The organism is Bradyrhizobium cajani (assembly GCF_009759665.1).
GTDB lineage: Bacteria > Pseudomonadota > Alphaproteobacteria > Rhizobiales > Xanthobacteraceae > Bradyrhizobium > Bradyrhizobium cajani.
In genome coordinates this window covers 12,542-27,252 of the sequence record NZ_WQNE01000023.1, presented here as the reverse complement: position 1 = coordinate 27,252, position 14,711 = coordinate 12,542, and the positions used below count along the sequence as shown (strand labels likewise).

Genomic DNA, 14,711 nt, shown 5'->3' with positions numbered 1-14,711 from the left:
GAGGGCGCAAACTCCGAAAATCTAAATGATTTCAATATGGTTATAGCTCTCGACGTTCTGCGTGCGATCTCTATTGAACGTTGTTCATTTCCAGATTATAGATATTGAACATTGTTCAATCAACTTGGAGGCCTGCATGTTGAGCGCAAATGATTCCGCCCAAGCGACCGATGCCATACTCCCCTCGCCATCCAGCCGACTCCTGCTTACCGCCCGCGAAAAATGCCTGATCGGCGCGCTCTTCGTCCTCGCACTGGCGGCGCTTTTGGCGCCCGCGCTGCCGGCCGCCGGCTGGCACATCCCGCATTTCGTCGACACTCGCGCCTGGCTCGGCGTGCCCAATGCTGGCGACGTGCTGAGCAATCTCGCCTTCCTCGCCATGGGCGTCTGGGGCTCGGAGCGGCTGCGCGCCCGCACTGACGCGCCCGTCGGTGCAAGCTGGTTTTTCGTGGGCCTGATCCTCACTTGCCTCGGCTCGGGCTTCTATCATCTGGACCCCGACGTGCCGCAACGACTCGTGGCCGATCGCCTCGGCATGGCGGTGGCGTTTGCGGGCTTTCTGGGCATTGCGACCGGCGAGCGCATCAGCGTGCGCGCAGGCGAGGCGGTGCTGGTGCTGATGATGGTTGCGGGCCTGCTCGCGGCCTGGGTGGCACGCGAGAACCTCACGCCATGGGTGGTCGTGCAGTTCGGCGGCATGGCGCTTGCCGTGGGGCTGGCGTTGACACGGCCCCGGCCCGGTGCGCTCGGCGTGCCGCTGGGCGGCGTGATCTCTTTCTACGTGCTGGCCAAGCTTTTCGAACTCGGCGACGCGACCATCTTCGAAGCGACCGGGCACATCGTCTCGGGGCACACGCTCAAGCATCTGGCTGCCGCGCTGGCGGCGTGGCCGGTGATCCGGGCGCTGCGGCCTACTGGCTTCGCCCCGTCCCCTCATTGAGCAAGCACGCCACTCGGTGCCCGTCACCCGCCTCCAACAGCGCCGGCCGCTCCGTCTTGCACCGATCCATCGCAAACCGGCAGCGGGTATGAAACGCGCAGCCGGAGGGCGGATTGACCGGGCTCGGCACGTCGCCGTCGACCAGCGGCGCGAGCTTCTTCGCGAGCGGGTTGGCGATCGGCACCGAGGCGAGCAGGGCCTGCGTATAGGGATGGCGGGGATTACGGAACAGTTCGTCCTTGTCGGCGATCTCGACGATGCGGCCGAGATACATCACGGCGACGCGGTGGCTGATATGGGCGACCACGGCGAGGTCGTGCGCGATGAACAGATAGGAGAACCCGTGCTGGCGCTGCAGGTCGATCAGCAGGTTGATCACCTGGGCCTGGATCGAGACGTCGAGCGCGGAGACCGGCTCGTCGCAGACGATCAGCCGCGGCTCCAGCGCCAGCGCACGCGCGATGCAGATGCGCTGGCGCTGTCCGCCGGAGAACTGATGCGGGAAGCTGCCCATCTGGTCCGGCCGCAGTCCCACCTGCTCGAACAGTCTTGCGACGCGCGCCTCCAGTTCCTTGCCGGCCGCGAGCCCATGCACGGCGAGCGGCTCGCCGACGATGTCGCCCGCCGTCATGCGTGGATTGAGCGAGGCGAACGGGTCCTGGAACACGATCTGCATCGAACGGCGGTGCGGGCGCAGCGCGGTCTTGGAGAGGTGGGTGATGTCCTCGCCCTCGAGGCGGATTTGCCCTGAGGTCGGCTCGACCAGCCGCAGCACGCTGCGCGCCACCGTCGACTTGCCGCAGCCGGATTCGCCGACCAGGCCCAGCGTTTCGCCGACACCAACCGCAAATGAGACGCCGTCCACCGCATGCACGGTGCCGACCTGCCGGCGCAACACGCCGGCGCGCACCGGATAGTGCTTCTTGAGGTCGGTGACTTCGAGCAGCGCTTCGGTCATGCCACCTCCGCAACTTCCTCTGCGCGCCAGCATGCCGCGAGATGGCCGCCGCCCCAGTCCGCCAGCGGCGGATATTCTGCCTCGCAGCGCTTGATCGCGAGCTTGCAGCGCGGCGCGAAGGCGCAACCCTTCGGCAGCCGCACCAGCGACGGTACGGTGCCCGGAATTTCGTTCAGCCGTGCCGGCGCGGCGACGCCGGACGCCGGCACGGCCGGGATCGAGGCCATCAGCCCGCGCGTATAGGGGTGCTTCGGCGCGGCGAACAGCGCCTCGACGCTGGCTTCCTCGACCTTCCTGCCGGCATACATCACGATCACGCGCTGCGCGGTCTGCGCGACGACACCGAGATCATGCGTGATCAGCACGAGGCCGGTGCCGAGCTCCTTCTGGAGATCGAGGATCAGCGCCAGGATCTGCGCCTGGATGGTGACGTCGAGCGCGGTGGTCGGCTCGTCCGCGATCAGCAGCGCCGGCCGGCAGGCCAGCGCCATTGCGATCATCGCGCGCTGACGCATGCCGCCGGAGAGCTGATGCGGATACTCGCGTGCACGCCGCGCCGGCTCGGGGATGCGCACCAGACGCAGCATCTCGACCGCGATGTTCTGGGCCTCCTTGTTCGACAGGTTCCGGTGCAGCCGCACCGCCTCGACGATCTGGTCGCCGATCCGCATCACCGGATTGAGCGAGGTCATCGGCTCCTGGAAGATCATGGAGATGCGGTTGCCCCTGACAGCGCGCATCTGCGCTTCATCCAGCGCCAGCAGGTCGGTGCCTTCGAGCGTGACGGAGCCGCCGACGATGCGGCCGGGCGGATCGGGCACCAGCCGCATCAGGGACAGCGCGGTGACGCTCTTGCCGCAGCCGGATTCCCCGACGATGGCCAGCGTCTCGCCGCGCCTCACGGTAAAGGAGACATCGTCGACGGCCTTGAACAGGCCGGAATTGGTGAAGAACACCGTCTTCAGGTTCTTCACGTCGAGCACGAGATCGGATTTGTTCGTCATCAGCCGCGCTGCCGGGGATCGAGGATGTCACGCAGGGCGTCGCCGAACAGATTGGCGCCGAACACGGCGAGGCTGATGGCGATGCCCGGGAAGATCACCAGCCACGGCGCGGTGCGGACATATTCGGCGGCGGATTCCGACAGCATGCGGCCCCAGGATGGATAGGGCTCGGGGATGCCGAGGCCGAGGAAGGACAGCGACGCCTCGGTCAGGATCGTCGAACCAAGCTGGGCGGTCGCCAGCACGATCAGCGGCGCCAGCGTGTTCGGCAGCACATGGCGGAGCGCGATCCGCATCTCGCTCATGCCGATCGACTTGGCGGCCTCGACGAACGGCTGCTCGCGCAGCGCCAGCGTGTTGGCGCGGATCACGCGCGCCACCGTCGGGATCAGCGGAATGGCGATGGCGAGGATCACGTTGGGAAGCGACGGGCCGAGTGCGGCGGTCATCACCAGGGCCAGCACCAATAGGGGCAGAGCCTGGAGAACGTCAGAGACGCGCTGGAACACGAGATCGACCCAGCCGGAGAGATAGCCCGAGGTCAGCCCGACGATGACGCCGATCGTGCCGCCGAGCGCGGTCGAGCCGAGCCCGACCGCCAGCGAGATGCGGGCGCCGTGGATGATGCGGCTGAACACGTCGCGGCCGAAGGAATCCGTGCCCATCCAGTGCGCCAGGCTCGGGCGGGCCAGCGCGCGTGCCGAGTCGACCGTCAGCGGATCGTAGCGCGCGATGAAGTCGGCGAAGATCGCGGTGAGCACGAACAACGTCATGATGACGAGCCCGGCCGCGCCGAGCACATGCCGCCGCGCCATGTACAGCACGCGCCGCCAGCCGCCGGTCGCATATGCGCCTGCGCGCCTGAGTTCAACGTCGAAGTCGATCGCGGCCAAACTGGTCTCCTAGTCCGTATACCTGATCCGCGGATCGAACACCGCGTAGAGCATGTCGACGGTGAAATTCGCGAACACCACCACGACCGCGATGAACATCACGAGGTTCTGCACGATCGGATAATCCCGCCAGCGGATCGCCTCGACCAGGAAGCGCGCGACGCCGGGGATGTTGAACACGGTCTCGGTGACGATCAGGCCGCCGATCAGGAACGCGGCCTCGATGCCGATCACGGTGATGACGGGCAGGATCGCGTTCTTCAGCGCGTGGTGATAGTTCACGGCCGCATCGGAGGCGCCCTTGGCACGGGCGGTGCGGATGTAATCCTGCCGCAGCACCTCCAGCATCGAGGAGCGCGTGATGCGCATGGTCAGCGCGGCGCTGCGGAAGCCGACCGCGGCGGCCGGCACGGCGTAGGTGGCAAAGGCCTCGAGCCAGGTCCGCGGATTCGGATTGAAGATCGGCATCTGGCCGAACATCGCCACCGACGCCGTGAGGATGAGAAGGCCGAGCCAGAACGAGGGCAGCGACAGGCCGCTGAGGCTGACGACGCGCAGGGCGTAATCAAGCCGTGTACCCTGCTTCACCGCGCTGATGACGCCGAGCGGAATGCCGATCGAGGCCGAGAACAGCAGCGCGAGCCCGGCGAGCCGCGCCGTGATCGGGATTCGCGGCAGGATCTCCTGAAGCGCGGGCTTCTCGGAGACGTAGGAGTAGCCGAAGTCGCCGCGCAGGAAGCCGCTGATCCAGTGCCAATATTGCACGATCAGCGGCCGGTCGATGCCGAGCTCCTTCTCCAGATTGGCCTTGTCGGCGGGATCGACATAGCCGGCGGCGGCGAACAGGATGTCGACGATGTTGCCGGGGACGATGCGCAGCAGGAAGAAGATGACGATCGAGATCCCGAACAGGGTCACGAGCATCAGGAACAGGCGCCGCACCAGATAGGCAAACATCCTTCGCCCTCCGCGAGCCGCTAGTCGTCAGCCTCGCGCGCTACTTCTCGAGCCACAAATCCTCGTAGCGAAAACCGTTATAGGAGCTGTTCGACATGATCGTGACTCCCTTGACATAGGGTTGCCAGCAGGTGCCGGCCCGCGCATGGAAGATGATCGGGCGAGCGACATCCTCCTGCAGCTTCTTGTCGATCTCCCAGACCTGTTGCTTGCGCTTGTTGGTGTCGATCTCCTGCGACTGCACGTCGAACAGCTTTTCGATCTCCTTGTTGCAGTAGTTGGTGTAGTTCCGTTCCGAGCCGCAGGAGTAGTTTTCGTAGAAGGACGGGTCGGGATCGTCGACGGAACTTCCGGTCAGGTTCAAACCGAGCATGTAATCCTTGCGCGCGACCTTCGGAAACCAGTTCGCGGTCTCCACGACGTCGAGCTCGCCGTCGATGTAGATGCTCTTGAGCTGGTCGATCAGGATCACCGCGGGGTCGCGATATTCCGCGAGATTGCGTGTCGAGACCTTCACCGCGAGGTGCTTGTCGGGACCGTAGCCGGCCTTCTGCATCAGCTTCCTGGCTTCCTCCCGGTTCGCGTTCACGTCCCGGCCATAACCTGGAATGGTCTCCAGCTTGTCCTTGGGCATGCCCCAGATGCCTTGCGGCGGCGGCAGCATGGTGCCGCCGATATCGGCCTGGCCTTCGAACAGGATGTCGACGAAGGCTTTGCGGTCGAGCGCCATCGCCATGGCCCGGCGGATATCGATGTTGTCGAACGGTGCGGAAGCCGAATTGACGATGATGTTGGTCGAGACGTTGGTCGGCTCGACGACGCAGGTCGCGTTCGGCGCCTGCGACTTGATGTCCTTGAGGAGCGGGATGGTGATATGCGTCGGGAAAGTCATGTCGAACTTGCCGGCGACGAAGGCGAGGATCGCTGTCGAGCGATTCGTGATGATCGTGTACTCGATGCCGTCGAGATAGGGCAGGCCCTTCTTCCAATAGTCCGGGTTTCGCGTCAGCTTGATCGATTCATTCGCCTTGAACTCGACGAACTTGAATGGGCCGGTTCCAATCGGATGGGTGCGCATGTCCGCCGGCGAGACGTGACAGGGATAGATCGGCGTGTAGCCGGACGCGAGCATCGCCAGCAGCGAGGGTTGCGGCCGCTTCAGGTCGAACGACACCTCGGAATCGCCGTTCGGCGTGACGTCGTTGACCTCGTTGTACCAGGCCTTGCGCGGATTCTGCCGCAGCTTCTGCTGCGATTTGCCCATCAGGAGATCGAAGGTGCACTTGATGTCGGCCGATGTGAATGGCTTGCCGTCATGCCATTTGACGCCCTGGCGCAGTTTGAACGTCAGTTTCTTGTTGTCGCTGCTCCAGGACCAGCTCTCGGCCAGCTCAGGCCTGAGCGTATCGGGACTGTTCTGCGCGATGTGCTGGTCATAGATGACGAGATTGTTGAACACGCCCATGAACGGCACGTTGACCGAATAGGTCGCGCCCTCGAGAATGGAGGCGTTCGCCGGGCTGTCGCGGTGATAGATCCGCAGGATCCCGCCCTGCTTGGGCTCGCCGGCGAGTGCAATGGTCGAAAACGCCAGCAAAGATAGCGCCGCCGTCGCGGCGAGCGCCCACACGCTCCGCATCCTCGTCCTCCCTGGACATCGGCCTTTTGGCCTGTTTGAGGGGACGATAGCGACGCGGGCGCAGCGAGGCAACCGGCAAGGCCAATTGCCGCCTCGACAATTCGGATGACGGAAGGCCGCAGGGTTTCACACTCTCACCATGTGAGAGTGCAGGTGCGAAGGAATCGGCGGAACTGACGCATGTCGCTGCTCTTCAAGCACTCCGCTGTCGTCCCGGACAAGCGCAGCGAAGCGGAGCGCCGATCCGGGACCCAGAACCACAGGGAGAAGTTTGGCAATGACTCGGAGCTACCAGATCGCGCCACAACCTCTCCCTGTGGTTATGGATCCCCGCGTTCGCGGGGACGACACCGAACGTGCGGCTACTTTCTCAGCATCTCGCGGACGCCTTTAGCGCGGCTCACACAATCCTTGACGCCTTGTTCCCCCAATACCGGTCCCGCAGCAGCCGCTTGTACAGCTTCCCCGTCGGCAGCCGCGGCAATTCCTTCTCGAAATCGACCGAGCGTGGCACCTTCTGCCGCGACAGCGATTTTGCGCAGAACGCGATCAGCTCCTCGGCGAGCGCCGGGCCCGGCACGACGCCGGTCATCGGCTGCACCACCGCCTTCACCTCCTCGCCGAGGTCGGGATTGGGCACGCCGAACACGGCGGCATCGGCGACCTTCGGATGGGTGATCAGCAGATTCTCGCATTCCTGCGGATAGATGTTCACCCCGCCGGAGATGATCATGAAGGTCGCGCGATCGGTCAGATAGAGGAAGCGGTCCGCGTCGACATAGCCGACGTCGCCGACCGTGCTCATGCTGCCGTCGGCCGAGCGCGCCTCCTTGGTCTTCTCGGGATCGTTGAAATATTCGAACGGCGAGCCCGTCTTGAACCAGACCTGGCCGGGCACGCCGGTCGGGCACTCCTTCATGTTCTCGTCGAGAATGTGGAGGTCGCCGAGCAGCACCTTGCCGACGGTGCCGCGATGGGCGAGCCATTCCTCGCTGTTGCAGGCGGTGAAGCCGAGCCCTTCGGTCGCGCCGTAATATTCGTGGATGATCGGCCCCCACCATTTGATGATGTCCTCCTTGACGAGGGCCGGGCAGGGCGCGGCGGCGTGGATCGCGATCTCCAGCGAGGACAGGTCGTAGCGGCTGCGCACCTCCTCCGGCAACTTCAGCATGCGCGAGAACATCGTCGGCACCAGCTGCGTGTGGGTGATGCCCCACCGTTCGACGAGCTGGAGGTAACGCTCCGGATCGAATGTCTCCATGATGACCACGGTGCCGCCCATACGGATCGTGAGATTGACCGCAGCTTGCGGCGCGGAGTGATAGAGCGGCGCCGGCGACAGATAGACCATGCCCTCGCGGTAGTGCCAGAGCTTGGTCAGGAAATCGAATAGCGGCAGATTGTGCTTCGGCGGCTCCTCCGGCAGCGGCCGCAAAATGCCCTTCGGCCGCCCCGTCGTGCCCGACGAATACAGCATGGCGGTGCCGAGCCATTCGTCGGGAATCGGCGTCTTGGGCAGGTCGGCGGTCACCTCCGCAAGGCCGACGATGCGATCGCTCTCGCCCGGACCGTCGGCGACGACGCAGAGCTTGATGTCGGGACAGGCCTGGATCGCCTCGCGTGCGATGTCGAGTTTGGCCACCGACGTGACCAGGATCTTGGACTGGCTGTTGACGAGGAGATAGGCGAGCTCGCCCGGCGTCAGGAACGAGTTGATGCAGGTGTAGTAGAGTCCCGACCGCTCGCCCGCGCTGCAGGCCTCGAGATAGCGCGAATTGTTCTCCATGAAGATCGAGTAGTGGTCGAGCCGCCTCAAGCCGTGCTTGCGGAACAAATGCGCCAGGCGATTGCTGCGCGCATCGAGCTCGCGATAGCTCACGGTTTCGCCCGTGGCGGCCATGATGAAGGCAGGCTGGAGCGGGCGTAGGCGGGCATGGTGACCTGTGTACATCAGTCCTCCGGCTGTGAGTTATGCGGCAAGAAGCAGGATTTCGCGCACATCGGCGGGGCCGCCGATCTTGCGTGGGTTGCGCGGGATCCAGTTCGTGCGCATCGCCTGCTCGGCGATGCCATCGAAATGCTCCGGCGACACGTGCACCTCGGCGAGGCTGCGCGGCATGCCGAGCGAGCGGATGAAGGCGTCGAGCACGTCGGCAGCGTTGTGGCCGGGATGGCCCATCGCGGCGGCGACGATCATCTGACGCTCGGCATTGTCGCGTGCGTTCCAGCGCATCACCGCGGGCAGCATGACGCAGGAGGTGTAGCCGTGCGGCACGTCGAAGGCCGCGCCCAGCACGTAGCCGATGCCGTGGCTCGCGCCCATCGGCACGCCGGCCGAAAGCGCTCCCATCGACAACCAGGTGCCGATCTGCGCATCCATCCGGGCGTCGAGATCGGCGGAATCCGCCTTCACCCGCGGCAGCGCGTCGGCGAGCATGGCGAGGCCCTTCACCGATTGCGCGTCGGCATAAGGGTGCGTCTCGTGCGAGCAGATCGCTTCCACGCAATGGTCGACCGCGCGGATGCCGGTGGAGAGGAACAGCCATTCCGGCGTGTGCACGGTGATGGCGGGATCGAGGATGGTCGCGCGCGGCACCGTGAGCGGATGCCGCAGCATCTGTTTGACATGCGTGCTGAGGTCGGTGACGCCCGCGATCGAACTGAACTCGCCGCCGGCGATCGTGGTCGGCACGCTGATCTGCCGCACGATCGGCGCGTTCATCTCGGGCGCGACGCCCTTGTGCACGCGGATGCGCTCGATGCCGGCAATGTCGTCGATGCCGTTGGCGAGGCAAAGCTGCACCGCCTTGGCGCCGTCGGTGATGGAGCCGCCGCCGACGGTGACGATCAGATCGGCGTCCACCTCGCGCGCCGCATTGGCGGCGGCGATCACCGCCTCGCGTGGGGTGTGCGCCGGCATGGCGTCGAACAGCCCGGCGCAGCGCTCGCCGAGCGCCTGCCTGATCTTCGTGATTTCGTCGGTCTGCCGGTTGAGCGTGCCTGAGACCATCAGGAAAGCGCGGCGCGTTCCCAGCCGGTCCATCTGCGCCACGATGGCTTCGGCGGCGGGATGGCCGAACACGACCTCCTCGATCGCGCCGTAAACGACACGTCCCTTATGCACGCCTGTCCTCCCGGACAATTCGTCTTGTTTTTGCGGGACTAATCTAGCCGGGCCTGCCGAGCCCGTCATGTGCGAAGACGCTGCCCGCTTCTCGCCCTCCCCCTTCCAGGCAGGGCAATCGCATATGCTGGCAATTTCTCTGTCGCCATCCTTCGAGACGCCCGCCGTTGGCGGGCCCTCAGGATGAGGTCCGAGTGCGTGGCAGCAGTTTCGACGAGCACCGATGCCGCTTAGCCTCATCCTGAGGAGGCCGCGAAGCGGTCGTCTCGAAGGACGAGGCGCGCGCTCAGGTCACGCAAAATGCCATATGCAATAGTCCTGCCCCTCCAGGGGAAGGTGGCGAGCGGCGCGTCCTCATCGCCAGGCTTGCACCGTCTCTCTCCCTGTCAACCAGCCATCCGGTCAGGGCGTCTGTCCGAGCATTGCACGTGCATGGGTCTTGAAGAATTCATCATTGCCGCCCATCCTGCATTCCCCGCGTGATGGCGAATACCCTGCTTTTCCCGCGGTTTATTGTGCGAGGACCTGGGATGACCGGACCGGACGGAAGTGAGCGATTTGTCAATAAGCACGATTTCGTTCAGCGGGGTGCCATCGCCGGGCTCCTTGCCGCAGCGCTCGCCCTCGCCGGCTGCGACAAGCCGGCGTCGCAGGCCGCCGCCCCGCCGGCTCCGCCGGTCACGGTCGCCCAGCCGGTCAAGCGCACCGTCACCGATTGGGACGAGTTCACCGGCCGCTTCGAGGCCGTGGAGGAGGTGCAGGTGCGCCCCCGCGTCGGCGGCTTCGTTAATTCGGTCGAGTTCCAGGACGGCGCCATCGTGCGTCAGGGCGACCTGCTCTACGTGATCGACCCGCGTCCGTTCGAGGCTGTGGCCGCGCAGGCGGACGGCCAGCTCTCCGATGCCCGCGCCAGGGTGGAGCTCGCCAAGCGCGAGCTCGACCGCGGCCTCAACCTGGTGCAGACCAGTGCAGTCTCCGAGCAGGTCGTCGACCAGCGCCGCCAGGCCTTGCAGGCCGCGCACGCCGCCGAGGTGCAGGCCGAAGGCGCGCTGAAGGCCGCCAGGCTCAACATCGAATTCACGCATGTGACCGCGCCGCTGACGGGCCGCGTCAGTCGCCATCTCGTCAGCCCCGGCAATCTCGTGCAGGGCAGCGACACCGGCACCTCGACGCTGCTGACCTCGATCGTGACGCTCGACCCGATCTACGTCTATTTCGACATGGATGAAGCGACCTTCATCAAATACAGCAAGCTCTGGTTCGAAGGCCGCCGCCCGAGCTCGCGCGACACCGCGAACCCGGTGCAGGTGACGCTCGCGGGAGAGGCCAAGCCGTCACATGACGGCTCCATCAACTTCCTCGACAACCGACTCGATGTTTCCACCGGCACGCTCCGCAGCCGTGCCGTGGTCAAGAACACCGATCTGTCGATCCTGCCCGGCCAGTTCGGCCGCGTCCGCCTGATCGGCAGCGCGCCCTATGAGGCCTTGTTGATCCCGGACGTCGCGATTGCGACTGACCAGTCCCGCAAGATCGTGTTCGTCGTGAAGCCGGATGACACGGTCGAGGCGCGAACCGTGGTGCTCGGGCCGCTGGATGACGGCCTGCGCGTGATCCGCGAGGGGCTGAAGGCGGAGGACCGCGTCATCGTCAACGGCATCCAGCGCGCCCGCGTCGGCGCCAAGGTCGCCCCGCAGACCGCACAAGCCCCGGCCGGTGGCAAGTCATGAATCTTGGCCGTCTCTCCATCAACCAGCCCATCCTGGCGATGGTGCTGTCGATCGTGCTGCTGATCGTCGGCGCGCTCGCCTATACCACGCTGCCGGTCTCGGAATATCCGCAAGTGGTGCCGCCGACCGTCGTCGTCACCACGCAATATCCCGGCGCCTCCGCGCAGACAGTGTCCGATACGGTCGCAGCTCCCATCGAGCAGGAGATCAACGGCGTCGAAGACATGCTGTATCTCTACAGCCAGGCCACCTCGAACGGCCAGCTCACCATCACCGTCACCTTCAAGCTCGGCACCGATCTCGACAAGGCCCAGGTGCTGGTGCAGAACCGCGTCGCCATCGCGCAGCCGCGCCTGCCGGAGGAGGTGCAGCGCAACGGCGTCACCACGCGCAAGAACTCGCCCGACATCCTGATGGTCGTGTTCATGCTGTCGCCCGACGACACCTTCGACCAGCTCTACATCTCCAACTACGCATTGCTCCAGGTTCGCGACCAGCTGCTGCGCCTCGACGGTGTCGGCGACATCCAGATCTTCGGCGCGCGCGACTACTCAATGAGGTTGTGGCTCGATCCTGATCGCATCGCCAATCTCGGCCTGACCTCGACCGAGGTGCTGGCGGCGATCCGCGCCCAGAATGTGCAGATCGCCGGCGGCCAGATCGCCGAGCCGCCGATCGGCGATCGCGCCTTCCAGCCGAACCTCACCTTCACCGGCCGCCTGAAGGACCAGAAGCAGTTCGAGGACATTTTGATCAAGGCCGGCTCCGACGGTCGCACGGTGCGCTTGCGCGACGTCGCCCGCATCGAGCTCGGCGCACTGGCCTACAGCACCAACAGTTTCCTGCTGCGCAAATCGGCGGTGGCCATGCTGGTGACACAGCGGCCCGGGTCGAACGCGCTCGAGACCGCCAAGAGCATTTCCGACACCATGACGAAGCTCAAGGAGAGCTTCCCTCGCGGCCTCGACTACAATATCGGCTACAACCCGACCGAGTTCATCGCGCAGTCCGTCCACGAGCTGATCAAGACCATCTACGAGGCGATGCTCCTCGTGGTCGTCGTGGTGCTGGTGTTCCTGCAAGGCTGGCGGCCTGCGATCATTCCGATCATCGCGATCCCGGTGTCGCTGGTCGGCACCTTCGCGGTGATGGCGGCGCTGGGCTTCTCCATCAACAATCTCACCTTGTTCGGCCTGGTCCTCGCCGTCGGCATCGTGGTCGACGATGCCATCGTGGTGGTCGAGAATGTCGAGCGGCATCTCGAGCATGGGATGAGCCGGCGTGATGCTGCGCTCAAGACCATGGAGGAGGTCGGCGGTGCGCTGGTCTCGATCGCGCTGGTGCTCTGCGCGGTGTTCGTGCCGACCGCATTTTTGGGCGGCATTTCCGGACAGTTCTTTCAGCAATTCGCCGTCACCATCGCGGTGGCGACCGCGATCTCGTGCTTCTGCTCGCTGACGCTGTCGCCGGCGCTCGCCTCGCAGATCCTGATCCCGCATGAGGAGAAGCGGCCGCCGGCGCGCTGGAATGTCATCGCGCGCGGCTGGGACGCCTTCACCGGCGCCTTCAACCGCACCTTCGACCGGCTGGCGCACGGCTATGCCAGCGCCGCCAATTTTGTGATCCGCCATTCCGTGGTGATGCTGCTGTTCTACGTCGTGCTGATCGGCAGCGCCGGCTGGCTGATCGTGACGACGCCGCAGGGCTTCATTCCCGCGCAGGATCGCGGCTACGTCATCATCTCCGTGCAATTGCCAGGCGCGGCCTCGCTGGCGCGCACCACCGAGGTCGTGCGCGAGATCGAGCGGATATCGCTGGATACGCCGGGCATCGTCCGCGTTGCCGCCTTTGCGGGCTTCTCCGGCGCCACCCGCACCCAGGCCGGCAATGCGGCGGCGCTGTTTCCGGTGTTCGACGAACCCGAGGTGCGCCTGAAGAAGGGACTGTCCGCGAACGCCATCACGGCCGAGCTGCGCAAGCGCCTGTCGGCGATCCAGGGCGCGTTCATCATCGTCATTCCGCCGCCGGCCGTGCCCGGCATCGGCACCGGCGGCGGCTTCACCATCCGCGTTCAGGACCGTCAGGGCCGCGGGGCCGAAATGCTTGCCGCTGCGACCGACGAACTGGTCGCTGCCGCGCGCAAGGCGCCGAGCTTGACCTCGGTGTTCTCGCCGTTCACCGCCAACACGCCGCAGCTCTTCGTCGACATCGACCGCACCAAGGCGCAGAAGCTCGGCGTCCCCATCGCCAACATCAACGAGACGATCCAGACCTATTTCGGATCGACCTATGTCAACGACTTCAACCTGTTCGGCCGCACCTACCACGTCACCGCGCAGGCCGATTTCCCGTTCCGGAAAGAGTCCAGCGATCTTGCGCGACTGCGCACCCGCAACGCCTCCGGCGACATGGTGATGCTCGGCAGCGTGGTCGAATTCAAGGACGTCTCGGGTCCCGACCGCGTCGCGCGCTACAATCTTTATGCTGCCTCCGAGCTTCAGGGCGAGCCGGCGCCGGGCACCAGCTCGACCACCGCGCTCAACACCATCAAGCAGCTGGCGAACGACACGCTGCCGAGCGGCTTCACCTTTGAATGGACCGACCTGTCTTACCAGCAGGTCACCGGTGGCAATGCCGGCCTCTACGTCTTCCCGATCTGCGTGCTGTTCGTCTATCTCGTGCTCGCCGCGCAATATGGCAGCTGGACCCTGCCGTTCGCGGTGATCCTGATCGTGCCGATGTGCCTCTTGGCCGCCACCATCGGCGTGCGCATCATGGGACAGGACGTCAACATCCTGACCCAGATCGGCTTCGTGGTGCTTGTAGGACTGGCGGCGAAGAACGCGATCCTGATCGTCGAGTTCGCGCGCGACATCGAGAACGAAGGAAAGCCGCGGCTGGAGGCCGTCATCGAGGCCTGCCGCCTGCGCCTGCGGCCGATCCTGATGACGTCATTCGCCTTCATCCTCGGCGTGCTGCCGCTGGTGATCTCGACCGGCTCCGGCTCGGAGATGCGCCAGGCGGTCGGCGTCGCCGTGTTCTTCGGCATGATCGGCGTCACCCTGTTCGGCCTGTTGTTCACGCCGATCTTCTATGTGGTCGTGCGGAACCTCGCGGAGGGGCGGCGGGACAAGAAGCCGGAGGTGGCGGCCTGACGGCGCTGGTTGGAGCCGATGACGCTTCAACACCGTCGGTGTCGTCCCCGCCTAGTGCGCAATTGCGCACGGGGCGCGGGGACCCATAACCCCAGGAAGGAGTGCGGGGCGAAGAGGTAACCACGAGTCTTCGCCAAACATCTCCCTGTGATTATGGGTCCCGGATCTGCGCTTCGCTTGTCCGGGACGACAGCGGAGAATATAGCGCGCAGCCTCCATACTAACGACCAACATGAAATGGATGGGCACGCGCGGGGTTCTTCACTAGTATCCGCGCGATTTCACAACAGAAGACTGCTGGGAGTTAATAT

Annotated in this window: 10 protein-coding genes; 3 read left to right on the top strand and 7 right to left on the bottom strand. The window is 65.1% G+C overall.

Going from position 1 to position 14,711, the window contains the following annotated elements; genetic code table 11:
• Positions 1-136: 136 nt before the first annotated feature.
• Positions 137-940 carry a hypothetical protein gene (locus tag GPL20_RS24890; protein ID WP_157332557.1) on the top strand — a complete coding sequence of 268 codons (804 nt, stop codon included), beginning with the start codon at positions 137-139 and terminating at the stop codon, positions 938-940.
• On the opposite strand, the gene GPL20_RS24885 is transcribed toward GPL20_RS24890, so the two are convergent.
• The 7 genes from GPL20_RS24885 to GPL20_RS24855 form a co-directional block, all read right to left on the bottom strand.
• Entirely contained in the window at positions 912-1,898 is a 987-nt protein-coding gene (locus GPL20_RS24885) for an ABC transporter ATP-binding protein (protein ID WP_157332555.1), read from the bottom strand. The two genes, GPL20_RS24890 and GPL20_RS24885, sit on opposite strands and share 29 nt — an antisense overlap.
• Positions 1,895-2,902 carry an ABC transporter ATP-binding protein gene (locus GPL20_RS24880; protein WP_157332553.1) on the bottom strand — a complete coding sequence of 336 codons (1,008 nt, stop codon included), beginning with the start codon at positions 2,900-2,902 and terminating at the stop codon, positions 1,895-1,897. Before GPL20_RS24880 ends, GPL20_RS24885 begins: the two co-directional genes overlap by 4 nt.
• Positions 2,902-3,795 (bottom strand): ABC transporter permease, encoded by an 894-nt coding sequence (locus GPL20_RS24875; RefSeq protein ID WP_157332551.1) that lies wholly within the window; start codon positions 3,793-3,795, stop codon positions 2,902-2,904. Before GPL20_RS24875 ends, GPL20_RS24880 begins: the two co-directional genes overlap by 1 nt.
• A gap of 9 nt (positions 3,796-3,804) precedes the next feature.
• Positions 3,805-4,752, bottom strand: a complete 948-nt coding sequence (locus GPL20_RS24870; protein WP_157332549.1) for an ABC transporter permease — start codon at positions 4,750-4,752, stop codon at positions 3,805-3,807.
• Between the two features lie 40 nt (positions 4,753-4,792).
• The gene (locus GPL20_RS24865) at positions 4,793-6,391 is read right to left on the bottom strand and encodes an ABC transporter substrate-binding protein (protein ID WP_157332547.1); all 1,599 of its coding nucleotides are present in this window, start codon (positions 6,389-6,391) and stop codon (positions 4,793-4,795) included.
• Between the two features lie 400 nt (positions 6,392-6,791).
• On the bottom strand, positions 6,792-8,342 hold the full coding sequence (locus tag GPL20_RS24860; RefSeq protein ID WP_157332545.1) for an AMP-binding protein: 1,551 nt from the start codon (positions 8,340-8,342) through the stop codon (positions 6,792-6,794).
• Positions 8,343-8,360: 18 nt separating this feature from the next.
• Positions 8,361-9,515, bottom strand: coding sequence for an iron-containing alcohol dehydrogenase (locus GPL20_RS24855; protein WP_347340042.1), 1,155 nt, complete (start codon positions 9,513-9,515; stop codon positions 8,361-8,363).
• Positions 9,516-10,045: 530 nt separating this feature from the next.
• Between GPL20_RS24855 and GPL20_RS24850 the strand changes: the two genes are divergently transcribed.
• Together GPL20_RS24850 and GPL20_RS24845 are read left to right on the top strand one after the other, a co-directional pair.
• Positions 10,046-11,245: an efflux RND transporter periplasmic adaptor subunit gene (locus tag GPL20_RS24850; RefSeq protein ID WP_157332541.1), complete on the top strand. Its 1,200-nt coding sequence runs from the start codon at positions 10,046-10,048 to the stop codon at positions 11,243-11,245.
• Entirely contained in the window at positions 11,242-14,400 is a 3,159-nt protein-coding gene (locus tag GPL20_RS24845) for an efflux RND transporter permease subunit (RefSeq protein ID WP_157332539.1), read from the top strand. Before GPL20_RS24850 ends, GPL20_RS24845 begins: the two co-directional genes overlap by 4 nt.
• The last annotated feature ends 311 nt before the right edge of the window (positions 14,401-14,711 follow it).